The 23,558-nt window shown below is 70.8% G+C and carries 18 protein-coding genes; 9 read left to right on the forward strand and 9 right to left on the reverse strand.

Features of this window, described 5'->3' with window-relative positions; translation table 11 throughout:
* The first annotated feature begins 121 nt into the window (after positions 1-121).
* The gene (locus ACZ7M7_RS17060; protein ID WP_383627418.1) at positions 122-1,606 is read left to right on the forward strand and encodes an APC family permease; all 1,485 of its coding nucleotides are present in this window, start codon (positions 122-124) and stop codon (positions 1,604-1,606) included.
* An 11-nt stretch (positions 1,607-1,617) separates the two neighbouring features.
* On the forward strand, positions 1,618-2,577 hold the full coding sequence (locus ACZ7M7_RS17065; RefSeq protein WP_472117336.1) for a hypothetical protein: 960 nt from the start codon (positions 1,618-1,620) through the stop codon (positions 2,575-2,577).
* Positions 2,578-2,656: 79 nt separating this feature from the next.
* Here ACZ7M7_RS17065 and ACZ7M7_RS17070 read toward each other — a convergent pair whose 3' ends face one another.
* From ACZ7M7_RS17070 to ACZ7M7_RS17080, 3 genes are all read right to left on the reverse strand, one after another.
* Positions 2,657-3,601, reverse strand: a complete 945-nt coding sequence (locus tag ACZ7M7_RS17070) for a lysylphosphatidylglycerol synthase domain-containing protein (RefSeq protein ID WP_472117339.1) — start codon at positions 3,599-3,601, stop codon at positions 2,657-2,659.
* On the reverse strand, positions 3,598-5,094 hold the full coding sequence (locus tag ACZ7M7_RS17075) for a hypothetical protein (RefSeq protein WP_383601793.1): 1,497 nt from the start codon (positions 5,092-5,094) through the stop codon (positions 3,598-3,600). Before ACZ7M7_RS17075 ends, ACZ7M7_RS17070 begins: the two co-directional genes overlap by 4 nt.
* 170 nt (positions 5,095-5,264) lie before the next feature.
* Positions 5,265-5,663 carry a YybH family protein gene (locus ACZ7M7_RS17080; protein ID WP_472117342.1) on the reverse strand — a complete coding sequence of 133 codons (399 nt, stop codon included), beginning with the start codon at positions 5,661-5,663 and terminating at the stop codon, positions 5,265-5,267.
* Between the two features lie 124 nt (positions 5,664-5,787).
* Here ACZ7M7_RS17080 and ACZ7M7_RS17085 point away from each other — a divergent pair, with 124 nt between their 5' ends.
* Entirely contained in the window at positions 5,788-6,468 is a 681-nt protein-coding gene (locus ACZ7M7_RS17085) for a nucleoside/nucleotide kinase family protein (RefSeq protein ID WP_472117345.1), read from the forward strand.
* Positions 6,469-6,497: 29 nt separating this feature from the next.
* On the opposite strand, the gene ACZ7M7_RS17090 is transcribed toward ACZ7M7_RS17085, so the two are convergent.
* The 5 genes from ACZ7M7_RS17090 to ACZ7M7_RS17110 form a co-directional block, all read right to left on the reverse strand.
* Positions 6,498-8,345, reverse strand: a complete 1,848-nt coding sequence (locus tag ACZ7M7_RS17090) for a hypothetical protein (RefSeq protein ID WP_472117348.1) — start codon at positions 8,343-8,345, stop codon at positions 6,498-6,500.
* Positions 8,346-8,350: 5 nt separating this feature from the next.
* Entirely contained in the window at positions 8,351-9,238 is an 888-nt protein-coding gene (locus tag ACZ7M7_RS17095; protein WP_383601783.1) for a carbohydrate ABC transporter permease, read from the reverse strand.
* Between the two features lie 18 nt (positions 9,239-9,256).
* Positions 9,257-10,237: a carbohydrate ABC transporter permease gene (locus tag ACZ7M7_RS17100; RefSeq protein WP_472118014.1), complete on the reverse strand. Its 981-nt coding sequence runs from the start codon at positions 10,235-10,237 to the stop codon at positions 9,257-9,259.
* Between the two features lie 197 nt (positions 10,238-10,434).
* The gene (locus ACZ7M7_RS17105) at positions 10,435-11,766 is read right to left on the reverse strand and encodes an ABC transporter substrate-binding protein (protein WP_472117350.1); all 1,332 of its coding nucleotides are present in this window, start codon (positions 11,764-11,766) and stop codon (positions 10,435-10,437) included.
* A 270-nt stretch (positions 11,767-12,036) separates the two neighbouring features.
* Positions 12,037-13,158, reverse strand: coding sequence for an ROK family protein (locus ACZ7M7_RS17110; RefSeq protein WP_472117353.1), 1,122 nt, complete (start codon positions 13,156-13,158; stop codon positions 12,037-12,039).
* A gap of 269 nt (positions 13,159-13,427) precedes the next feature.
* On the opposite strand from ACZ7M7_RS17110, the gene ACZ7M7_RS17115 reads away from it, so the two are divergent.
* The 5 genes from ACZ7M7_RS17115 (at position 13,428) to ACZ7M7_RS17135 (ending at position 19,993) form a co-directional block, all read left to right on the forward strand.
* Entirely contained in the window at positions 13,428-14,336 is a 909-nt protein-coding gene (locus ACZ7M7_RS17115) for an N-acetylglucosamine kinase (protein ID WP_472117355.1), read from the forward strand.
* A 169-nt stretch (positions 14,337-14,505) separates the two neighbouring features.
* Entirely contained in the window at positions 14,506-16,428 is a 1,923-nt protein-coding gene (locus ACZ7M7_RS17120; protein ID WP_472117358.1) for a phosphatase PAP2 family protein, read from the forward strand.
* 37 nt (positions 16,429-16,465) lie between these two features.
* Positions 16,466-18,253 carry an ArnT family glycosyltransferase gene (locus ACZ7M7_RS17125; RefSeq protein ID WP_472117361.1) on the forward strand — a complete coding sequence of 596 codons (1,788 nt, stop codon included), beginning with the start codon at positions 16,466-16,468 and terminating at the stop codon, positions 18,251-18,253.
* Positions 18,254-18,333: 80 nt separating this feature from the next.
* Positions 18,334-19,254: a MurR/RpiR family transcriptional regulator gene (locus ACZ7M7_RS17130; protein WP_369276425.1), complete on the forward strand. Its 921-nt coding sequence runs from the start codon at positions 18,334-18,336 to the stop codon at positions 19,252-19,254.
* Between the two features lie 364 nt (positions 19,255-19,618).
* Positions 19,619-19,993, forward strand: a complete 375-nt coding sequence (locus ACZ7M7_RS17135; RefSeq protein WP_383627387.1) for a hypothetical protein — start codon at positions 19,619-19,621, stop codon at positions 19,991-19,993.
* Positions 19,994-20,038: 45 nt separating this feature from the next.
* Here ACZ7M7_RS17135 and ACZ7M7_RS17140 read toward each other — a convergent pair whose 3' ends face one another.
* Complete coding sequence (locus ACZ7M7_RS17140; protein ID WP_472117364.1) at positions 20,039-20,854, reverse strand: cellulose binding domain-containing protein; 816 nt, start codon at positions 20,852-20,854, stop codon at positions 20,039-20,041.
* A 227-nt stretch (positions 20,855-21,081) separates the two neighbouring features.
* Here ACZ7M7_RS17140 and ACZ7M7_RS17145 point away from each other — a divergent pair, with 227 nt between their 5' ends.
* Entirely contained in the window at positions 21,082-23,526 is a 2,445-nt protein-coding gene (locus tag ACZ7M7_RS17145; RefSeq protein WP_472117367.1) for a polysaccharide lyase 8 family protein, read from the forward strand.
* Positions 23,527-23,558 lie beyond the last annotated feature (32 nt).

Raw genomic sequence — 23,558 nt, forward strand, 5'->3', positions numbered from 1 at the left:
CGGCCGCCCCTGACCCGAGGTCATCCCTCTCCGGTTCGTGGCGTTGTTCCACCCCCCACCCCCCTTACGCCGTCGGGGCCGGCTCGCCCCCACGTCGTGCACGACGGAAAGCAGCGCATCCATGAGCAACAACAGGGGAAGAGGGCTGCAGGCCAATGCCCTCGGTACGTTCGACACGGTGGTGATGGCGATCGCGGGCAGTGCCCCCGCGTACTCGATCGCCGCGACCACGGCGGTCCTCGTCGGCGCGGTGGGCCTGGCAAGCCCGGCCGCGCTGCTGTATTGCGCGATACCCATGCTGGGCATCGCCCTGGCCTACAGCTATCTCAGCCGGATCGACGTGAACGCGGGCGCCAGTTACTCCTGGGTCGGCCGTACCCTGCATCCCTTCCTGGGCTTCATCAGCGGCTGGGCGCTGGTGATCTCAGCGACCATCTTCATGGTGGCCGGTTCGCTGCCCGCCGGATCGATGACGCTCGCCGTCTTCGACGAGGACCTCGCCGACAACACCGCGCTGTCCACAGTGGTCGGCGCCGGCTGGTTCCTGATCATGCTGCTCGTGGTGCTGGGCGGCGCGCGGCTGACCGTCCGCGCGCAGCTGGTGATGTCCGGCGTCGAGCTGGTGATACTGGCCCTGTTCGCGGTACTCGCCCTGCTCCACGCGGACAACGCCCGGGCGTTCGACTGGTCCTGGCTCGGCTTCGGCCACTTCGACGGGGTCACGGGATTCGCGTCGGGGGCGCTGATCGCCGCGTTCTACTACTGGGGCTGGGACGTCACCAGCAACCTCAGCGAGGAGACCCGCAACAGCCGCCGTACGACGGGCCTGGCGGGGCTCATCGGAGTCGGCATCGTGTTCCTGCTGTTCGAGGTGTTCACGATCGCGGTGAACGTCATCCTCTCCTCGAAGCAGATCCAGGACAACGACGCCAACGTACTGGCCGTGCTCGGTGAGGAGGTGTGGCCGGGCTGGGGCGGCAAGCTGCTGATCGTTGCGGTGATGCTGTCCACCATCGCCACCCTGGAGACCACGCTCATCCAGGTCACGCGCTCGCTGTTCGCGATGGGCCGGGACCGTACGTTGCCGTCCGCGCTGGGCCGTGTGCACCGCCGCTGGAACACGCCGTGGGTGGCGATCGCGGTGGTCGGCGTGGTGGCGCTGGGGATGTTCGTCGCCGCCAACTCCCTTGGCACGGTGGGCGAGATCCTCTCGGACGCCATCTCGGCGATCGGGCTGCAGATCGCCGTCTACTACGGACTGACAGGGCTCGCGGTGGTCGTCGCCTACCGCAGGATGCTGCTGAAGTCGGTGGGCAACTTCGTACTCGGCGGTGTGTGGCCGTTGTTCGGTGCCCTGTTCATGTTCTGGATCTTCGTCGAGTCGCTGGGCGAGCTGAGCACGTCCGCGATCACGATCGGCATCGGCGGTCTGGCTGCCGGGCTGATCCCGATGCTCTGGTACTGGCGGCAGGGCAGCGACTACTACCGGCCGGCGAAACTGGACGCCGCCGAGACCGTCGAGGCGGACTACGTTCCCGCCGGCGGTGACGGCACCAGGTCCGGCACCGACTCCCTTGTCCACGAGGGTCTTCCCACCGATTTCTGAGAGAGCCCTCGATGGCGAAAGACCGCTTCGTTCCCGACTTCGACCCCGACTGCGGTGACGCCGCCCTCACCTGTGCCCGCCAGGACATCGTCATCGGCCGCTGGCAGGGGCTGCGGGAGCTGCTGCGCGTAACCGGCCCCGACTGGCTGGTCCGCGGGCATCGGACCCGGCTGCTCGCGCAGGCGTGCGCGAGCAGTTCGACGGCGGAGTCGTGGCTGGCCGCCGAGCCGCACAGCGCCGACGCGCTGGTGCTGCGGGCGGCGACGGAGACGGCCCGGGCGTTCAACCTGGCGATCACCGCGGGCCGGGGCGTGCCGATCGACCGGCAGCGCATCGACACCGCGGTGCTGTCGTGCCTGAAGGCCGCCGACTCCTACCCGGACGATCCGACGCCGTGGATCTCGCTGATCTCCGTGGCGCGGCTGTATCCGTCAGGCGTACGGCGGCAGGAACTGGCGCGCTGGTGGGACGAGTTGCACCAGCGCGACCCGTTCAGCGTGGAGGGGCACCTCCAGGTGCTGCACTACTACTCCTCCCGCTGGCACGGCACCCACGGCCTGATGTACGACTTCGCCCGGGACGCGGCCGGCGTGGCACCGCCCGGCTGCCCGTTGCCGGTGCTCGTGCAGTACGCCCGGGTCGAGGAGTTCCGCTACGCCCTGGACGCGGCCCGGGGACAGCATGCCTCGGTCGGTCTCGGCCAGCACTGGAGCAACGACGGCGCCGCCAGTGACGTACGCCGGACCTGGGAGCGCTGGATCATGGGCCGCGCCGACAGCACCGTGTCCCCCGGCGAGCTCCGCGACCTCAACCACCTGACCCACGCGGCCTGTCACGCGGGCGCCCACGACATCGCCGCGGCCTTGTTCCGGATACTGCAGCGCCGGGCCACGCGGGCGCCTTGGGCGTACACCGGCGATCCGGACAAGCAGTTCGTCAAGTGGCGCAGGGAGGTGGGGTTGCGGGGGTGATCGGCGATCAGCACGCCGTCGGGGAACGGGCGGCGCACGGGCAGCAGGCCCGGACGGTGTGCCGCAAGGAACCTGCCGCTCACAGCGTCCCGCGCCGGACGAGCACGGCGAGCACGATCAGCCCGGGGATGAGCGGCAGCCACACCGTCAGCAGCCGGTAGCCGAGCACGGCGGAGGCGGCCACGGTGGCCGGGGCGCCGGCCGCGGTGAGCGCGAGGGCGAGCACGGCATCGAGGGATCCGATGCCGCCGGGTGTGGGCAGCAGGGCCGCCGCCGTGCTCGCGGCGAGATACAGCAGCGCCACTCGGGCCGGCGGGAGGGGCAGCTCGACCGCACTGCTGACGGCGATCAGCACGGCGCAGTGCAGGATCACGAAGGCCAGCGAGCCGCCCCACAGGGCCGCCGCCCTCACCGGTCTCGCGTGGACGGCGACGACGTACGCCCAGGCCGCGGCCGGCGCCCGCCGGCATCGGAGCCGGAGGGGACCGCTCAGCAGGACGATCGCGGCGGCGACCGCGGCGCACCCGGCGATCAGGACTCCCCCGCTGACGTGCGGGAGGTGCAGCACACCGGGACTGGCGGCGAAGAGGACGGCGATCAGGGCGCCCCGCAGGATCGCGCCGGCGGTGCCCTTGACCGCGACGGCGGTGGCCGCAGCGGCTATCGGCATGCCGCAGCGTATGAGAAACCGCAGGTTGACCGCGCCGGCGCCGAGTCCGGCGGGCAGCACGTGGTTGGCCGCGGAGGCGGCGAACTGCGCTGCCACGAGTCGGCCGGGCGGCAGCCGACGGGGCACCGCACCCTGCAGGGCGAGCGCCGAGCAGGGCCACGTCACGAGCGTGGCCGCGGCGGCCTGGAACAGCCAGCCCCGGTCGGCGACGGCAAGGCGGACCGCGCCGGTCTCCAGCACGGACCAGTGACGCCGGGCCAGCCACACCACGGCCACGAGGACGGCGAGCGTGAGCAGGGCGTTCCAGTAGGCCCGTCGGCGCCGGGGTGCGGCGAGGAACTGCTCCGACGTCATGCCCCTCCGCCCGCGCCCCGCGCCGGGGCGATGCGGACTTCCAGGCCGTCGAGGCGGTGCAGCTCCCAGCCACGGGCGTACCGGGGAGGTGTGCCGCCGGGATTGGTGAGGGCGCCGACCGGGACCCTTCGGGAGGTCCGCAGGATGTCGGCCGTGGTGGTGTTGGCGTTGTTGCCGCGGGTCGCGCCGGAGTCGCAGCCGGTGTAGTACCCGACCGGGATGGCTTCGTGCCCGGTGAGCAGGCAGGGCGGGCGCACGCCGAGGCGGTGGAGTTCGGCGGCGGAGCGGGCCCATGCCTCGCGGTTGCCGGTGGTGCGGTCCACGGTGTGGTCCAGAACCGCGTACTGCACGGCCAGATGCCCGGCCAGACCGAGCGCGATCACGGCCGCCACCGCCGGCCGCCACCGGCCGGTCGGCGTGGTGGCCAGGCGCAGCAGCGCGTGCGCGACCGGGATGGCGAGAAGGGCGTAGGCGGGCAGCAGGAAGCGGGGGGCGGCGTATCCGATCAGGAACAGGTACGGGAAGGCGGCCGTCGCGGCGCAGAGCAGCGGGACCAGGGTGCGGGTGGTGCGTCCGTCCAGGACGGCGACCGCGAGAGCGTAGGCGGCGAGCAGGGGGAGGACGAACCACCAGGCGTAGACGGCCGGGTCGGGCATCTCGCCGTTGCAGGGCCGGCACAGGGTGTTTCCGACCAGGCTGCGCAGCTGGTCGTCGACGGCGAGGTTCCAGCCCAGGTCGCCCTGGATGCGGGAGGCCTGGTTCAGCCGCTCGCGCAGACCGCCGTAGCTGACGAACGCCTCGATCACCCACGGGACGCCTCCGGCCAGGAGCCCCGCCGCGAGAGCGGCCCCGAGCCGCCAGTGCCGTACCGCAACGACGAGGACGAGCAGGGGCAGCGTGACCCATACGGCGTCGGTGGGCCGCATCCACGCCATCAGCGCGGCACCGGCCAAGACGCCCCACAGGGCCCATCGGTCGAAGCGGTCCGCGCGGGCCCGCAGGAAGCAGCCCACGCAGAGCAGGGCGCCGAAGGCGACCCAGAGGTTGGGCATGGCCTGCGGGCCGTAGAAGAGGGTCACCCAGAGGGAGGCGAAGAGGGCTCCGGCGCCTGCCAGGACCCGGGCCGGGAACAGGCCGCGCCAGACGCGCAGGGTCAGGTACAGGGCGAGTCCGGACAGGATGGCGATGTAGACGCGCAGCAGTGTCGTGGACGACGACCAGGAGGCGATGGGCCACACCAGCAGGGTGACGCCACGCGCGCGTGGCGCGCTGAAGAACGCGGCCGGCGCGTCGGTGCCGACCTGGCTGACGTACACGATCTCGTCCCAGCCGAGGCCCATCGAGGGCCGTACGAGGAGGAGTTGGGCGAGGGTGAAGGCCCCGGCCACCGCCGCGAGCAGGCCGTGGCCGCGTGCCTGCCACGGCCTCCCGGACGCGAGCGCCTCGTCGCGCCGTCCCACGCTCGTGAGCATGGGCTTCGTGCCGTGGGCCATCGTCCACCCCTCACCCCTACGAGTCGTAGGGTTCCGAGCCCCGCAGCCGGGCGAGTTGGCCGACGGGGAACCGAGAAATCATCACAAACACGGACAAACTAGCGCGCAAGGTGCAAGTGTGCAGTGTGATGTTCGGCCAGGTGCCTGACAGGGACGTCCTCGGCTGTGTGTCAGTCGTGCGGGAACGAGTGGTGCTCATGGGCGACCACCCAGCGGTCACCGTCCCTGCGCAGACCGAGCGTCAGACGCAGGCGCAGGGTGGGGCGTTCGGCGAGTTCGTCCGGGGTTCCGCAGCGCAGGAGGGCGTGGGCGTACGCCACGTCGGCGCCCGCGGTGATGTCGAGTGACTCGATCTCGAAGGAGGCGCCCTTGGCCTGCCACTCGAAGAACGGCGGCCAGGTGGCGCGGTACGCCGGCAGGCCGCGGATGCCGTCGTGGGGTGGCGGTACGTCGAACATGACGATGTCCTCGGTGTGGTCGGCGAGGACGCCGTCGAGGTCACCCCGGTGGACCGCGTCGGCCCAGGTGGTGATCAGTGTGCGGATCTGAGTGGTGTCGTCGTCCGGCATGGTGCGCGCCTCCCTCCCCCCTCGTGATGGCCCGTGATGACCTGTGATGAGGAGAACCCCCCTTTCCCAGGAGACTCCACGGACCGCCGGAAGTCATCGCCGACCGGGTGACACACTCAGCTGTGTGGCCCTGACCTTCGACGATCTCCTGACCCGTGCCCGGTCCCTCCCACGCGACGGGCGCCGCGCCGTCCTGGGCATCGCCGGCAGCCCGGGGGCGGGCAAGACGACGCTCGCCGAGCAGCTGGTGCGGGAGCTGAACGGTGCCGGGGATCCCTGGGTCGCGCATGTGCCCATGGACGGCTTCCACCTGGCCGACGTGGAGCTGGACCGGCTCGGCCGCCGGGACCGCAAGGGCGCGCCCGACACGTTCGACGCGGCGGGGTACGCGGCGCTGCTGCGGCGCCTGCGCGAGGACTCCGACGGTGACACCGTGTACGCGCCCGGCTTCGAGCGGGTTCTCGAGCAGCCCGTCGCGGGCACCGTTCCGGTGGAGGCCACGGCCCGGCTGGTGGTGACCGAGGGCAACTACCTGCTGCTGGACACGGGCGCGTGGGCGAGGGTACGGCCGCAGCTGGACGAGGTGTGGTTCTGCGAGCTCGACGAGCCGGAGCGCCTGCGGCGGCTGATCGCGCGGCACGAGGAGTTCGGCAAACCGCACGACGAGGCCGTGGCCTGGGTGCTGCGCTCGGACGAGCCCAACGCGGAGCTGGTCGCCGTGACCCGGGACCGGGCCGACCTGGTGGTATCGGCCACGGTGGTGCCCGTCCCGCACGGGCCGTCGACGGCCCGTGCGGGGGCTTGAGGACCGCCCATACGGTCCGCAGGACCGGCCTATACGGCCTTCAGCGTCAGCTCCGGTTCTCCGTGCGCGTCGCCCGCCGCCTCGCCGACCACGGCGGTGAACGCCTCCGTGCGGACCGTCAGGCCCGGACCGTCCTGGGCGAAGGTGGGCGCGAACGGGCCCGTCGCTCCGTGGCGTCCTGCTCCGTACCGTACGGCGAAGACGTGCAGGTCCTCCGGTGCGCCGGGCGCCGGCTCGGCCTCCAGTGCCGTGGAGCCGACCAGGTGGCTCCAGCCCAGGTCGGGGTTGCCGTAGCCGCGAGGGTCGGCCGCGAGGGCGAAGGCCGCCTCCTCCTGGGTCCGGTCCGCGCGGGCGTCGAAGTGGTCCGCGCCGTCCGACTCCGGGTGCGTCAGGCGCAGTTCCCCGGCCGACGTGACGTCACCGTCCGCGGTCCTGCGCACGCGGTCGGCGTCGTCGGTGGCGTACGGCAGGCCCGCGAGCAGATACGGCGTGCCGGGCAGCCGTTCCACCGCGACCGTGACCCACAGGGCCGTGCCGTCGGTGACGTACAGGGACCGGACGTGCCGCAGGACGTGGTCGGGGCCGACGACCGGCTTGGTGACCAGTTTGGCCGTGAGGCCGTCGGCGCGGACGTCCCGGACGCGGACCTCGCCCATCGGGCGGCAGAAGAGGAAGCGGTCCGTCACGGGGCCGAAGCCGTGCTGCCGGTTCACCGCCGCCGGGAGGTAGTACGTGCCGCCCGCCTCGACCAGGGACGGGGTCATACGGTCGTCGAAGGCCACCGAGACCGAACCCGCGCGGAGCTGGTGGCGGGCCGGGGCCGGGGACGGGGTGCGGTGCCAGCGCGCGGTGTCCTGGATCTGCCAGACCAGCATCCAGGCGAAGTGGCCGTCGACTTCGCCGTCCGCCTTGACCGCGTGCCGGCCCCACCGGGTGTCGCCGCGGTAGCGCCCCAGGTCGGAGCCGATGCGCCGGCTGAAGTAGCGCAGGCCGAGGACCGACTCGAAGCCGCTGTGCTGCTCGCTGTAGCGCGGGCCGCCGTTGTCGAAGCCGCCGCCGGGCAGGCGGGCGTCGATGTAGCGGGCGAGCGCGTCGCCGTCCTCGGCGAAGATCTCCTCGCCGCTGACCCGGTGGGCCTGGGCGAGGAAGGACAGGGAGATCGGGCCGTAGTTGTTGTCGTACGCGCCGCCGTGCTCGGGAGGCAGCAGTGCACCGCGGTCGGCGACCCGGTGGGCGCGGATCTTGTCGCCGTACAGGGCGATCGCGCGCGACCGCACCAGGTCGCGCCGGCCCGGCGGGAGGTGACGGGCCAGCATCAGGCCACCGACGAGGCAGCCGATGGCCTGGTTGCCGGCCTCCTGCGGATTGAAGAAGGTCGCCTCGGTCAGCCAGCGCCAGTAGCCGTGCGCCACCTCGATCAGCTCGGCGCGCTGCTCGTCCTCGACGAGGCCCTCCGCGAGGTCCAGCACGTTGACCGCCTGCAGCAGCGCCCACACCGTGCTCGGCCAGTCACCGATGGGATGGGCGCCGGGGGCGAGGGTGTAGCGGGCGTACGGCAGACCGCAGTTGCGGGCCCGCAGATTCGGGTAGCCGGGGTTGTCCTCGGTGTGGACCCGCTCGCGCAGATGGAAGGCGAGGCTGCGGCGCACCGCCTCCGGCAGGCGCGGGTCCTGGCCGCGCTGCCAGGCCAGGGCGAGGAGTGAGGTGACGCCGAGCGAGGTGTCGCCGATGTCGTCGACACAGTCGGGGTGTTCCAGGTTGCCCTCCGGCGTGAGCCGGGCCAGGGCCTGTTCGGCGACGCCGGCGAGGACGGCGTCGTAGGCCTGAGGGGTGTCCGGGAGGTCGTGCAGGGCGCCGAGCTGGCGAGGGAGATGCACGGGTGTCAGCCCTTCATGCCGGAGGTGGCCATGCCTTCCACCAGCCTCTTCTGGAAGATGAGGAAGCAGATGAGGGTGGGCAGGAGGGCGAGTGTCGACATGGCGAACATCGCACCGTAGGAGGAGCCGCTGGTCTGGTCGAGGAACAGCGTCAGGCCCAGGGGGACGGTGAACTTGTCGTTCTGCTGAAGGTAGACGAGCTGGTGCAGGAAGTCGTCGTAGGTCCAGATGAAGGTGAAGATCGTGGTGGTGATCAGCGCCGGCTTCATCAGCGGCAGGATGATCCTCCAGTAGATCTTCCAGGGGTTGGCGCCGTCGACCATGGCCGCCTGGTCCAGCTCGCGCGGGATGGAGCGGATGAACTGGACCATCAGGAAGATGAAGAAGGCGTCCACCGCGAGGAACTTCGGCACGATCAGCGGCAGGAACGTGTTGATCCAGGTCAGGTTGTAGAAGATCGTGTACTGCGGGATCAGGACGGCCTGGGTGGGCAGCATCAGCGTGCCGAGCATCAGGCCGAACCAGATCTTCTTGCCGCGGAACTCGAAGCGCGCGAAGGCGTAGGCGGCCAGCGAGCAGGAGATGACGTTTCCGATCACCGCGCCGATCGTCACGATCAACGAGTTGGTGATGTAAAGGGAGAAGGAGTTGCCGGAGCCGCTCCAGCCCTCGGAGTAGTTCTCGGGGCGCAGCGCGGTCGGGATGAGCCCGGGGTGGGTGAAGATCTCGGTGTCGGGCTTCAGGGAGCTGCTGAGCATCCACATCAGCGGGTAGAGCATGACGATCGCCACGCCGATGAGCACGGTGTGGATGAAGATACGGCGGCTGCCGGTGGCCGAGCGGAGCTTGTGCAGCGGCGACGTCGAGGACCGGGGCGGGGTGATGGCGGACATGGGTGAAGGACTCCTCGCTCAGTCGTCGTAGTGGACCCAGTAGCGGCTGGCGATGAAGTTGACCGCCGTGAAGAGTGCGATGACCAGGAACAGCACCCAGGCCAGCGCGGAGGCGTACCCCATCTGAAGGTCCGTGAAGCCCTTCTTGTACAGGTAGAGGGAGTACAGCATGGTCGAGTTGAGCGGTCCGCCGGAGCCGTTGCTGATCACGAACGCGGGCGTGAACGTCTTGAACGCGTCGATGATCTGAAGGACCACATTGAAGAAGACGATCGGAGTGAGCAGCGGCAGGGTGATCTTGAAGAACCGGGTGACGGCGCCGGCGCCGTCGATCGCGGCCGCCTCGAACACGTCCTTCGGCAGCTGCTTCAGCCCGGCGAGGAAGATCACCATTGGTGTGCCGAACTGCCAGACGGCCAGCAGGACGAGCGTGTAGAGCGCGGTGTCCGGGCTGGAGATCCAGTCCTGGCCGGTGTTGAGCCCGAACCAGCCCAGGAAGTCGTTGAACAGGCCCTCGCCGCCGAAGACCTGCCGCCACACGATGGCGACGGCCACGGCCCCGCCGAGCAGGGACGGCAGGTAGAAGGCGGCCCGGTACAGGCCGATGCCCTTGAGATCGCGGTTGAGCAGCATCGCCACCGCAAGGGCGAGTGCCAGTTTCAGAGGCACGGAGACGACGACGTACACGAGGGTGGCGTGCACCGAGTCCCAGAAGACCGGGTCGTCGGTGAACATCCGGTTGTAGTTGTCCATGCCGACCCACTGCGCGGGCGTCAGCAGGTCGAAGTTGGTGAACGACAGGTACAGCGAGTCGAGCATCGGGTAGATCGTCAGCCCGAACAGGCCCACGAACCAGGGGGCCAGGAAGAGGTACGGCCACCATCCCCCGCCCCGCCGTCTGGCGAGCCGACGGCGCATACGGTCACGCTCCCGCTGGTCGGACGGGGTCGCGGGAACCGACGGCTCCTTGACGACCTCGCCGGTCTGCGCGGTGGTCATACTCATGTCTCCCTGGCCCTCTCCCGGTATTTCAGATGGGGCGGTGCGTCTCGAAGCCCCGGTTCACTGCCACGCCCCAAGGGGCGCGGGTCCGTATCGATGTGCGGCTCCGCCCCGTGGGCGCGACCAGCCATGACGAAACCGCAGACGAACGACAGCATTTCGCGGCACTTGCGTCCTCGGCTGCCCCAGTGGAGCTAGCCCCCCAGAATCCCCGCCGCCTGGTCGAAGAACTCGGAGAGCTGCGCCTTGATCGACTTCTTGCCGAAGGCCACGGCAAGGTTCGACTGGAACAGCAGGTCCCAGATCTGGTCGGCCCCCTGCGGCGGCGGCACCGGCGCGGGCAGGGCGTTGGACGCCTTGGCGACACGCTGGGAGATGTAGTCCGCGTTCTCCATGTTCAGCTTGTCCGTCTCGGTCAGGCCCGAGGCGATCAGGTTGCGGGCCTTCTCGGTCGGCGGGATGCCGCGGAACAGCTGCATGTCCTTGATCGCCGTGTCGTCCTGGGCGAAGAAGTTCATGATCTTCACCGAGTCGGCGACCTTCTTACTGGCCTTGGTCGCGCACAGCAGCACGCCGCCGTTGACGAAGTTGCCCTCGCGGGCGCCGGAGAAGTCGCCCTGCGGGGTCGGCAGGAAGTCCAGCTGGGCGTCGGTGATGGAACCGCCCGCGCCGTAGACGCCGGAGTCGAAGGTGAACAGCGCCTTGCCGATGACGACCGCGTTCTTGGTGAGGTCGTTGTGCGCGGCGGAGGTGATCGCCGGGGGCGGGGACGCGTTCGTCTTGCGCATCTCGGCCCAGTACTCCCACCACTCCTGGAGGGTGTCGGAGGTGAAGCCGAGCTTCTTGCCGTCGTCCGAGAAGAAGGTCTGCCCCTTCTCGCGGGCGAACACCTCGAAGCACTGGAGGGTGGAGCCGCCGCCGTCGTCGACGCCGTACGTCTTGCCGCCGCTCTTCTTGTGGACGTCCTGGGCGATCTTCTTCAGGTCGGCCCAGGTCCACTCGCGGTCGGGCAGCTTCAGGCCGAGCTTCTCCAGGCCGCTGCGGTTGACGGTGAGCTGGTTGACGCCGATGCCGGACGGAACGCCGTACAGCTTGCCGTCCACGGTGCCGGCGGCGAGGAGCGTCTTGGAGAAGCCCGTCAGGTCGAGGGTCTTGCCGACGTAGGAGTCGAGCGGGGCGAGGACGCCCTTGCGCGCGTACTGCGCCACCAGTGCGGTGTCCATCTGGAGCAGGTCCGGGGCGCTGCCGCCGGCGATGTTGGTGTTGAACTTGTCGAAGTAGCCGTCGTAGCCCTGGTAGGTCTCACGGATCTTGATCTTCGAGTTCTGCTTCTGGAAGTAGGCGAGCGACTTCTTGTAGGCGTTGTGCCGGTCGTCGCTGCCCCACCACGTCATGGTCAGGTCGCTGCTGGTGCTGCCGGCGCCCGTGCCGCCGGCGCATGCGCTGAGCGAGCTGCCGAGCGCGCCGGCGACGGCCAGTCCGCTCGCGGTGCGGAAGAGGGTTCTGCGCGAGATCTGGTGACCCACCGGGTCCTCCCTGGATGTGCGTGACGGATTGCCCGGCCGGTCAGCGCGGCTCGGATCCTTCTGTGGATGGCGCCCTACGGCCCGCGACCTCGCCCGGTCGTTCCGCCGTGTCGGACGAAGGTCCACGGCCGTCGTCCTGGCCGTGACCGTACGAGCACGCCCTCGCACGGCTCGCCGTACGCGATGTACGGCGGAGTACCTCGTCCCGAGCCGGGTCCCGCCGGCTCAGAAAGCGCTTGTCCGGACATTGGCAGAAGCGGGCGGAGTCCGTCAATGCTTCGCCTGGACCGCCGCGGTCACGGTTTGGATTCCACGGGCGACGGCGAGGCGGGTGGCTCCGACCACGGTGCCGCTGTCGCCGAGCGCGCTGCTGACGACCTCGGTGGGCCAGCTCAGCCGGCTGAGCTCGGCCCGAACACCCGGCACGAGCTGCGGGTTCGAGCCGACGGCACCGCCCAGCACGATCAGCCCGGGGTCGAGGACGGCGGCCACTGCGGCGGCCAGCCGGCCGATGTCGGCGGCGTGCCCGGCGACCGCGGCACCGGCCGCGCGGTGGCCCGTCCCGGCGAGGGCGAACAGCCGCTCGGCGGTCTCGGGGCACGGCTCGTCGTCGTCCTGCCACGCCTCGGCCGTCCGGCGCAGCAGGGAACGTACGCCCATGCGGTCCTCCAGCGCCTCGTGGCGCGGCTCGCGGCCCTCGTCCCACGGGTACGGCAGCCGGGCCACCTCACCGGCGGCCCCGTTCGCGCCGCGCAGTACCTGGCCTCCTACGACGATGCCGAGACCGATGCCCACGCCGATGCGCAGATATCCGAACGTGCGACGGCCTCGAGCCGCTCCTTCGTGCAGTTCGGCGAGGGCGGCGCAGTTGACGTTGTTCTCCAGGTGGACGGGTACGCCCGGCGGCAGTGCGACGGCCATGGCGTCGAAGACGGGGCCGGCCTTCGCGGTCGCGGGCCGCATCCCGCTGCCGTCCCGGTCCCGGGTCGTGACGTCACCGACCGCGACGACGACGGCGCGCAGCGGGGCTTCGTCGGGCAGCGCGTCGAGGACCTTGCGCACGGTGTCGGCGGCATCGTCGCGGGAGCCGGCGCACTCGGCGAGCAGGTTGCCGTCGAGGGCGCAGCCCCGCACCTGGGTCCGGGCGGGGCCGAGGTCGACGGCGAGCACGGCGCCGGCGGCGGGCCCGAGCCGGTAGACGGCGGCGGAGCGGCCGGTGGCGCCGGAGGCGGTGCCGGAGTGCGCGGCGAGGTCGGCGGCCTCCAGTTCGGCCACGGCGGCGGAGACGGTCGGCTTGGACAGGCCCGCACCGGCCGCCAACTGGGGACGGGTGGCGGTGCCCGCCCCGGCCAGCACCGCGAACACCGCACGCGCGCTCTCGCTCAGGTCCATGGTCTCCCCTGGTCTTGCTGCGGCGGCCGGAACCGCCGAAATGATCGTTCGGCCAACGGGAATTCCGCGCCTCTTGACGCACCCTACTTCGTTAGTTAACTTCCTAACGAACTGATGCGGTACTCGCCTGCCGCCCCGGAAACGAAGCCCGTCCCGGGGCTTCCCTACGCTCAACGGCGCGGATCCACGCCGCTCATCGCGACGTCTCCGCACGCCCAGGCACGGTTCGCCCGCCGTCGCAGCCATCGCGCAACGACGAAAGAGGATCCGTGCAGGACACTCCCCACTCGCCTCCTCTCGTGGTCGGTATCGACGTGGGCGGCACCAAGACGCGTCTGCGCGCACGCGCGGGGGACGTCATGGTCGCCGATCACGTCCGCACGAGCAGCGGCTGGCGGCCGCACGACCCGGTCGCCGCCGCCGGCTGGCTGGCCGCACTGGTCGCCGACACCCTGCCGACCGGCGGGCGTCCCTCGGCCCTCACGGTCGGGGGGCACGCCTGCGAGACACCCCGCCAGTGCGGCCAGATCCGTACCGCGCTCCAACTCCACTTCGACGCACCCGCGTCGGTGGTGGGCGACGCCGAACTGCTCGTCCCTGCCGCCGGGTTGGACAAGGGGGTCGGGCTGGTCGCCGGCACCGGGTCCGTCGCGGTCGGCCGGCTGACCGACGGCACCGCGGTCCAGGTCGGCGGCTGGGGCGCGGCCCTCGGCGACGAGGGCGGCTCGGCGGGTCTCGTCCGTGAGGCCGTACGGGCCGTGTGGGCGGCGCACGATCTCGGCGACGAGCCCGACGCACTGGCGCGCGGGCTCGTCGACGCGTTCGACGTCGCCGAAGTGCCCGCACTCGGCGCGGCGTTGGAGAGCGCCAAGAGCCCCTCCGCCCAGTGGGGCCGGCATGCGCCGGTGGTGTTCGCGGCCGCCCGGGCCGGTTCACCGCTCGCCCGTGCGGTGATCGACGAGGGCGGCCGGTCGCTGGCCGCGCTGGTCGGTCGACTCGCCTCGCGCGGGGTCCCGGTGGACGACGTCGTGGTCGCCGGCAGCACCATTCTCGCCCAGCCCGTCCTGTACGACGCTTTCGCCGCCGCGCTCGCCGACGGCGTGCCGGGGGCCCGGCCGTCGCGCCTGGAAGTGCCGCCGGTCGAGGGTGCCTTGACGCTCGCCCGTTCACTTGTGTGACATCTGCCGGACTCCGCGCCCTCCCGAGTCCGACACAACTCGCCCGTAGATCTTCGCCCGTAAGACTCGATCTCCCTGCGTTTCGTGCGTCTCATGTGCACCAGACGGTCGAGTCGCTCATTTCGATCTCCTCCCGGCCGTTCGGGCCGATGAACTCGAGAGAGGCACCATGCCGGCATCCGTCGGGCACCACGCCACCCCACCCCTCAGTAGAAGGCGCTTTCTCCTGACTTCCGCCGGTGGCGGTGCGGCCCTGCTGGCCGTCCCTGCCGTCGCCGGCTGGCTTCCCGCCGCGGACGCCAAGTCCGCCGCGAAGGCGGCCGCGTTCGTCGACGACTACAAGACGAACGTGGTCGCGAACCTGACGCCCGAGACCAACGCGGTGGTCCGCGTTCTCGGCGGCTTCGCGAAGATATGGAAGACGGGCGGCGCCTGGAACACCGGCACGCCGCTCATGCCCGACCTGCTGCGCGCCAACATGCGCTACAGCGTCCGGATCACCGCCGCGCGCACGGACGCACAGGCGAAGGAATCGTTCATCATCGACCGTCAGCACCAGAGCTACTCGGTGATCGCCGGTCTCGGTCCGCTGGCCGACCTGTACAAGTCGGGCGCCAAGGCGGTCACATCGATCACCAGCGCTCCGGACGGCACTCCCTCGGGGAAGATCAGCGACGCCGTGCCCTCGGACGCCCCGGCAGGTTCCGCGATCGGCGCGGGATCGTACGACTCGGAGCTCGGCCAGGTGGCCAAGCTGGTCGACACCGTGCGCGGCCCCTTCGCCTCCGGCAACCCGGCCAAGTTCGCCTTCCAGTACCCGCGTCCGTGGCGGATGAACGAGGACAGCGAGGTCGTCGACTCCGGCAGGAAGGACGAGTTCGGCTTTCCCGTCCACGAGTCGAAGGTGGTCGTCGCCCCGCAGCTGCTGCGCCAGCGCGGTGAGACCGCGACCGAGGACGGCGGCTTCCCCAGCGGGCACACCAACGCTCTGCACCTGGCGGCCCTGGCGTACGCCTACGCCGTGCCCGAGCGCTTCCAGGAGCTGGTGACCCGCGCCTTCGAGCTCAGCCACACCCGCATCGTGGCGGGCATGCACTCCACGGTCGACGTCCTCGGCGGCCGCATCATGGCCACCGCCCTGGCCGCCGCCGCCCTCACCGACCCGGCCAACGCCGAACTCAAGGCCGCCGCCCGCGCCCAGGCCCTGGCGTACTTCGAGGAGCGGACCGGCACGACGGCAGACACGCTCAACGCGTACGCCCACTCGGCCGGCCGCGACACCGACCCGTACGCCGACCGTGACGCCAACGCCCGCACGGTCGAGCCGAAGCTGACCTACGTGCTGACCCGGCGCGGTCGCGACGAGCCGCCGGCCGTGCCGAAGGGCGCGGAGGTGCTGCTGGAGACGCGGCAGCCGTACCTGACCGCGGCCCAGCGCCGCGAGGTGCTGCGCACGACCGCGCTGCCCGGTGGATACGTCCTGCTGGACGGCTTCGAGCAGTGGGGACGGCTCGACATGTTCACCGCTGCGGACGGCTACGGCGCCTTCGACGCCGACGTGACCGTCACGCTCGACGCGGCGGCCGGGGGCTTCGGTGCGGCGGACAGCTGGCGCAACGACATCCGCGGCGACGGCGGTCTGACCAAGCGCGGCACCGGCACGCTCACGCTGACCGGGCACAACCGGTACCACGGCGGCACGGTGGTCGAGGACGGCGTGCTGGTCGCCGCTTCCGCCAACGCCCTCGGAGAGGGCGACGTGCGGGTGAAGCGTGGCACGCTCCGCGCGGACAAGGTGTTGCGGGTGCGCGGCTCGTACGTCCAGGACGGCGATTCCGTCCTGGAACTGCTGGTCCGCAAGAACCACGGTCCGGCGCTCGAAGTGTCCCGCCGGGTCACCTTGGGCCGGGGCAGCGTCCTGTCGCTGCGCCTCGACGCGGAACGTCCGCCGGTCGCAGGCACCACGGTGCCGGTCATCGAGGCGTCACAGCTGCGCGGCCGGTTCGACCGCGTGGAGCTGAACTCCCGCACACTGCGAGCCGTACCCGTCTACACGACGGACGGTCTGTCGGTACGACTCGTCAAGCGGTAACGCCGTCCCCGGGCGGGAGCTGGTGCAGAGTGGGCCCATGGGCCGGCTCCGGATCAGCACCCGACGCCGCGGGGCCGACGGCGCCGCGGTGCGGAAGATGGCGCTCGAACAGCACTCGGTCCCCGCCTCGGCCCCGGAGGCGCTCTCCGGCGTGCCCGACGGTTCCGCCGGTTCCGACACCTCTGTCGGGTCCGGCGCCTCCGTCACGCAGCCCACGCGGTTGTCCGGCAACCGCTGGCTCGTGCCGCTCCTCGTGGTCCTGCTGCTAGGCCAGATGGCCGTCGCCATGGTGACGACGGCGGTGCAGCAGACTCCGACGATCGACGAGCCCGTGTATGTGGGCACTGCCGCGGAGTATCTGCACGAGCACCGACTGATCCACAACCCAGAGCATCCGCCACTCGGAAAACTGATCATCGCTGTCGGAGTGGCGGCGGTCGATCCACACGTCGACCGCTCCTTCAACGGCGATCAGGGACAGTTGGGGCGGCATCTGCTGTACGAGTCGGGCAACGATCCATGGCGGCTGATGCTCCTCGCTCGGCTCCCTGTGATCGTTTTGACGCTTTCGTTCGGGTTGATCGTCTTCGCCTTCGCCCGTGAACTGGCCGGTGGTGCGGGCGGTCTGGTGGCCCTCGGTCTGTACGCCTTCTCCCCCGACCTCATCGCGCACGGCTCGCTGGCCACACTGGACGTTCCGGCGGCAGGATTCGTGCTGACGTCGGTCTGGCTGCTGTGGCGGGCCCGACGCCGGCCGCGCTGGTACGTGCCACTGGCCGGAGTGGCCCTCGGCGCGGCGCTGGCCACGAAGATGAGCACGCTGGCTGCGGTCCCGGTGCTACTGGCGCTCACGGGACTGTCGGTCTGGTGCGCGAAGTCGCCCACGGAGTCCCGCCGACGGGCGCTCGGCCGGGCCGCCGTGAGCGCCGGGGTCGTGGCGGCGGCCGCCATCGCGGTCGTATGGGCCTCGTATCTGGTGGTCGACCCACGGCTGCGCTGGACGCCGCAGCAGCCTGTCCCCGTGGTGCACGGGCTGCGCGAACTCGTCATCGATCTGCTGCCGTTCCCGGAGTCCTACGGCGACGGGATGCGGGTGCAGTTCGGCTTCGAGGAGTACCCGTGGCAGGGCTTCCTCTTCGGCCGGCTCTACACCGGCTCACTCTGGTACTACCTGCCGGCCGCGCTGCTGGTGAAGACGCCGCTCGGCATGCTCGCCCTGTGGGCGGCGGGTGTCGTGGCGGTGGTGGCCGTACGGCGGCTGCGTCCGGCGGCGCCCTACCTGCTGGTGCCCGCCGCCGTCCTGCTTGCCGCGGCGATGCTCGGGTCACGGGACTTCGGCACGCGTTACGCCGTCTTCGTGCCGATGTTCCTGGCTGTGGCGGCGGGTTGTGTGCTCACGGTGCGGTGGCGGTGGGCGCCGGTCGCGGTGGGGGCGCTGGTGGCGTTCGTCGCGGTCAGCTCGCTGCGGACGTACCCGTACTACCTGCCGTACTCCAACGAGGCGTTCGGCGGTCCGGCGAAGACCCATGTGCGGCTGCACGACTCGAACGTGGACTGGGGCCAGGACCTGGGCCGGCTCGCGGACCGGCTGGACGAGCGGTATCCGGGCGAACGGATCTGGCTGGTGTACAAGGGCAGCGGAGTGCCGTCCTTCTACGGCATCCATGCCGCCGATCCGCGCAAGGTACCCGCCCGTGAGGTGCGCGGACTGCTGGTCGTGTCGGACTCCTCGGTGGCCAAGGCGACCGGCCGACTGGCCGAATTGATCGACAACAGTCACCCGATCGATACGGTCGGCCATTCGATCACCATCTATCGTCGGTGAGCGCGGGCCTCATACCAGCCCAGGTCACCACAGTGTGTGAGCTATGTTGAAGCACTGTGGAAGACAAAGGAGCCGCCTCCCTGCCATCGCCGCAGCAGGCACGCGCACAGGCATCCGCGATCACCTCGGGCAAGTCCGCCGGCGAAGCGGAGGCGTCCCCGACTTCCCAGCTCAGGACACTCTTCGATCAGCCCCGGCTGTCCCCCGGGCAGCGGCGCATCGCCCAGTATCTGATCGAGCACATCACCGAAGCGGCGTTCCTTTCGATCACCGATCTCGCCGAGCGGGTCGGTGTCAGCCAGCCGTCGGTGACGCGTTTCGCCGCGGCGGTGGGCTTCAGCGGTTACCCCGCGCTACGGGAGAAGCTCCAGTCGATCGCGCTCGGCCATCTCGCCGGTGGCCCCGCGGCCGAGGAGAACGGCGCGAACGAACTACAGTCCGCCGTGGACGCCGAGATCGACAACCTGGAGAACCTGCGGCGCGACTTCGGCGACCCCGACCAGGTCATCGACATCGGCCGCAAGCTGTCCCGGTCGACCCCGCTGACCATCCTCGGACTGCGCATCTCGGCGTCCCTCGCCGAGTACTTCGCCTACGCGGCGCGCCGCGTCCACCCCGATGTGCGGCTGGTGACCCGGGGCGGCAGCGTCGCCTACGACGCGCTGCTGCAGTCGCGTGAGGCGGGCGGCACCTGGGTGCTGGCGTTCTCCATGCCCCGGCACGCCCAGGAGACCCTGACGGCCGTACGGGTCGCGCGCAGTGCCGGACTGCGGGTCGCCCTGATCACCGACCTGGCGCTCGGGCCGGTGGCCGACAACGCCGACGTCGTCTTCGCCACCGGCACCGGCTCACGGCTGGTCTTCGACTCCTACGCCGCACCCGGCGTGATGGCCGCCGCGCTGCTGCAGGCCATGACCGACGCCGACCCGGAGCGGACACAGGCGCGGCTCGAGGACTACGAGCACATCTCCGACCAGCACCAGTTCTTCCTCCGGGACTGATCCCGCCCCACTTCGCTCGAACCGCACCACAGGGGGACCATTCACTTCAAATCACGCATGAATGTTTTCATACGTCTTGCAAAGCGGACGGCATATATAAATACTTCACACGCACCATCCGCCCGCAGAGAGCAGCCGGTCCGTTCATGCGCACGTCACCCCATCCGTCGTGCGATTGCCGTCTGCCCTTCCGGGCTCCTCAACGAACACCCGTTGCCGCCGTCTCCTACCCGCGTCGGCGCGCGGGCTGTTCGGTCGGGCATCGCCTGCGCGAGCGCCCGTGGCGGCGGCCCCGGTCATCCCCTAGGCCGGGGCCGCCCCGACCACGTCGAACACCCCGGACGACGCCGCACACCCGGAAGCGATGATCATGACTCTGACGACCACGCGCATCACCCCGGACTGGCCGTGCCAGGTCAAGACCCCCGGTTCCTACGACTGGGAACGCTCGGCGGCCAAGTGGCTGCGTGAGCTGGTGCCGGCCCGCTACGCCAGCTACCCGGCCCTGATCCGGCACCCCGTGCTGCTCGCCCGCCATGCGCAGATCCAGGTCCAGAACGAGATCCGGGTCGCGCGCACCGCACTGCAGACCGCCCGGGCCGACCTGCCCGCCCTCGGCATGCCGGAGGCGGTCATCGAACACACCATCAAGCTGTACGCGGCCGAGGTCATGCAGCTGCAGCACATCGCCCGCAGCGTGCGTGCGGTGTCGCAGGCGCTGGTCGATCACGGGCGCTGACCGGCCGAGCCGGCCTCGCCCGAGGCGCGCGGCCGTGCGGGGGCGTCAGGAAGCATCCGCCGTCGCCGCGCAGGTGACCTCCGCGGACGGGGCTCCGGACGCCGAGGTGTCCGCGATGAAGCCGAACTTGACGCTCGCGCCGGGCGCCAGCTTCCCGTTCCATGACGCGTTGGCGACGGTGGCCGTGCCATCTCCGGTCGTGGTGAGGGTGCCGTCCCAGACCTGGGTGAGGCGGGCGCCGTCGGCCGGTACGACCGTCGCGGTCCAGCCGCCGGCCGAGGACGCGGGCGCGCCGGTCACCGTCACCTCGCCCTGATAGCCGCCCTGCCAGCTGCTGACGGTCCGGAAGGACGCGCTGCAGGCGGGAGGGTCACCGGGCTCGTCGGCGCCGGGTGCGCCGGGTGCGCCGCCTGCGCCGGGGGCATCCCGGGTGGGCGCGGCCGACGCGGAGGCCGTGGCGGACGGAGCCGGATCCTTCGCCGCCGCCGTCCCGTCGCCGCGGCCGGAGAGCAGGAGCGCCCCGCCGAAGCCGATGACCGCGGCGGCCGTCACGGCGACAGCGACGGCCGCGCGGCGAAACCCCGGGCCTGGCGCGTCCGGGCCGGGCACGTCCGGGCCGGGGCGGACGGCACTGCCGCGCGGTGCGATCCTCGTTTCCCCGGCGACGGCCGGGAGTTCCTGTGTCGCGTCCTCGGCGCCGGGCAGGGAACCGGGCACGACGACGGTCTCGTAGCCGTTCCTTTCCTGCTCCAACTCCTTGAACAGCTCAGCGAGGGCGTCGGTGCGACGTGGGCGCAGGACGTGGATCGGTTCCAGGGCCGGGTCTTCGTCGGGCTGCGCGGGGTCGGGCCGTGTGGGCACGCCGCTCTCCTTCCGTCCCGTCTTCACGGGCGTCGCCAATCCCCGAGGAGTGATACGGGGTTGCCGTCCCGCCGGTTCAGCGGAGAGCGCCACCGGCGCGGCGGAGGGCGCCGACCGCCTCGCACCGGTCCACGTTCACCTTCCCCCACCTCCCCGAAATGATCGATACGATCAATTCGGTATTCACTATTGAGCGTTTGAACGTTCCCCTGCTAGAAAGCGCCGTCATGACGACTCGTTGGTCACGTCGCGGCTTTCTGGCCGCAAGCACCGGCACCGCTGTCGCGCTCGGCCTGTCCGTCCAGGCGAGCGCCGCGCCTCCGTCCGCCGAACCGGCCGCGGAGGCTGACGAGTTCACCACGCTGCGGGCGAAGTGGCGCTCGCTCATTCTGGGCGAGGGGTTCAACCCCACCTCGGAACCGTTCAAGAGCCGGCTAGCCGAACTCGGCAGCACCGCGGGCCAGTTGCGGTCCTCCATGGCCCCGGCGGCCGGCTCGCTCTGGCCGGATCTGGTGTACGCCGATCCGGAGCCCGACACCGATCAGGAGTCCTACGGCTACTCCGGCAACATGAACACCAGCTACAACCGGCTCAACACGCTCGCCCAGGCGTACTCCCAGCAGGGCACCGGCCTGACCGGCAACACCGGGCTCAGGGACGCGATCCTCACCGGCCTCGATCACCTCCACTCGGAGGTCTACAACGCGAGCCGGACCCGCTACGGCAACTGGTACAGCTGGCAGATCGGTGCTCCGCAGGCGCTGCTCGACGTCTGTGTGCTGATGTACGACCACCTGTCGGCGGACCGGATCGCCGACTACGTCGCCGCGGTGGACCACTTCGTGCCCGACTCGGCGGTCGCCCAATACACCGGCACCAGTACCGGCGCCAATCGCGTGGATCTGTGCCGGGTGCTGGCGCTGCGCGGGATCGTCGGTGCGAACCCCGCCAAGGTCGCGCTGGCGCGGGACGCCCTCTCCCCCGTCTTCCCCTATGTGACCAGTGGCGACGGGCTCTACACCGACGGGTCGTTCATCCAGCACACCACGGTGCCGTACACGGGCTCGTACGGCTCGGTGCTGCTCGGCGGGCTCGGGTCGCTGTTCGCGCTGCTGGCCGGGTCGAGTTGGGAGGTCACCGACGCGAACCGGCAGATCGTGTTCGAAGCGGTGGAGCGGGCGTGGGCGCCGTTCCTCTACAACGGGCTGGTGATGGACAGCGTGTCCGGGCGAGCGATCAGTCGGGGACTGTCCGCGTCCGACACGAAACAGATCCAGCAGGACGATCACCTCAGGGGTCATCCGATCCTCGCGTCGATCGTTCTGCTCGGTCAGGGAGCGAGTGCCACGGAGAACGCTCGCTGGCGCGGTCTGGTCAAGGGATGGCTGCAACGCGACTACTACAGCCCGCCCATGAGTAATCAGACGATCGGGCTCACCGCTCTGGCCCGCCTCAAGTCGGTCCTGGACGACACCTCGATCACTTCGATCGCCGAGCCGACCGGCCACCGGCTGTTTCCCAACATGGCCCGGGCCACGCACCGCAGACCCGGTTGGGCCGCCTCGCTCAGCATGGCCGACCGGCGGATCACGTACTACGAGACGGGCAACGGAGAGAACCTGCGCGGCTGGCACACCGGCTCGGGGATGCTCTCCTGGTGGGGTGACACCTTCGGCAACGGCCAGTACAGCGACGCGTTCTGGCCCACGATCGACCCGTACCGGCTGCCCGGCACGACCACGTCGCGCAAAACGCTCGCGGACGCGGCAGGCGGCGACTGGGGTGCTTCCCTGCCCGATGTGAACTGGGTCGGCGGGGCCACCGACGGGCAGCGGGCGGCGATCGGGCAGTACCTGAAGGGTCTGCAGTCCACGCTGCTCGCGAAGAAGTCCTGGTTCTTCCTGGACGACACGGTCGTCTGCCTCGGCGCCGGCATCAAGTGCACCGACGCCATGGCAGTGGAGACGACGGTCGAGAACCGCAACCTCGGCCCCACGGGCGGCGCCCCCTTCGTCGTCGACGGCACCGCCAAGCCCGCCGGCTACCCCTGGTCGGAGACGCTCACCGGCGCCGCGTGGGCCCACATCGGCGGGCACGGCGGCTATGTGTTCCCCGGCGGCGCGACCGTGAAGGCGCTGCGGGACGCGCGGGACGGTCGATGGAGCGACATCAACAAGGGCGGCTCCACGACGGTCCTCAACCGCAAGTACCTGACCCTGTACGTCGATCACGGCACGAATCCGACCGACGGCCGCTACGCCTATCTGCTCATGCCGGGCGCGACAGCCGCCCAGACCCAGGCCCGCGCCGCCGCCACGACCTGGCTGACCGTTCTCGCCAACACCGACGACCAGCAGGGCGTCGCCGTTCCCTCGCTCGGCTTCACCGGCGTCAACTTCTGGTTCGGCGGCACGGTCGGGCCCCTCGTCGCGAGCAATCCGTGCTGCGTGATGATCAGTGAGAGGTCCGACGGCACGGCGGTCATCTGCGTCAGCGATCCGATGCGGATGCAGACGAGCCTGACGCTCACCTGGAACAGGGCCGTGTCCGCGGTGGTCTCCAAACCGTCCACGGTGACCGCGGCGACGACCGGTTCGTCACTGAGGCTCACCTTCGGCGACCTGAGCACGACGAAGGGCGCGACGCAGAGGATCACCGTCCGCGTGGGGTGAGCGCGCGGCCTCGGACCGGTGTGAGCGCGGCC

Source organism: Streptomyces sp. NPDC111606, assembly GCF_055656945.1.

Bases quoted from the DNA above. Each gene is read 5' to 3' on its own strand.
- ACZ7M7_RS17060 (WP_383627418.1), top strand. From the start codon at position 122: ATGAGCAACAACAGGGGAAGAGGGCTGCAGGCCAATGCCCTCGGTACG.
- ACZ7M7_RS17065 (WP_472117336.1), top strand. From the start codon at position 1,618: ATGGCGAAAGACCGCTTCGTTCCCGACTTCGACCCCGACTGCGGTGAC.
- ACZ7M7_RS17070 (WP_472117339.1), bottom strand. From the start codon at position 3,601: ATGACGTCGGAGCAGTTCCTCGCCGCACCCCGGCGCCGACGGGCCTAC.
- ACZ7M7_RS17075 (WP_383601793.1), bottom strand. From the start codon at position 5,094: ATGGCCCACGGCACGAAGCCCATGCTCACGAGCGTGGGACGGCGCGAC.
- ACZ7M7_RS17080 (WP_472117342.1), bottom strand. From the start codon at position 5,663: ATGCCGGACGACGACACCACTCAGATCCGCACACTGATCACCACCTGG.
- ACZ7M7_RS17095 (WP_383601783.1), bottom strand. From the start codon at position 9,238: ATGTCCGCCATCACCCCGCCCCGGTCCTCGACGTCGCCGCTGCACAAG.
- ACZ7M7_RS17100 (WP_472118014.1), bottom strand. From the start codon at position 10,237: ATGACCACCGCGCAGACCGGCGAGGTCGTCAAGGAGCCGTCGGTTCCC.
- ACZ7M7_RS17110 (WP_472117353.1), bottom strand. From the start codon at position 13,158: ATGGACCTGAGCGAGAGCGCGCGTGCGGTGTTCGCGGTGCTGGCCGGG.
- ACZ7M7_RS17120 (WP_472117358.1), top strand. From the start codon at position 14,506: ATGCCGGCATCCGTCGGGCACCACGCCACCCCACCCCTCAGTAGAAGG.
- ACZ7M7_RS17125 (WP_472117361.1), top strand. From the start codon at position 16,466: ATGGGCCGGCTCCGGATCAGCACCCGACGCCGCGGGGCCGACGGCGCC.
- ACZ7M7_RS17135 (WP_383627387.1), top strand. From the start codon at position 19,619: ATGATCATGACTCTGACGACCACGCGCATCACCCCGGACTGGCCGTGC.
- ACZ7M7_RS17145 (WP_472117367.1), top strand. From the start codon at position 21,082: ATGACGACTCGTTGGTCACGTCGCGGCTTTCTGGCCGCAAGCACCGGC.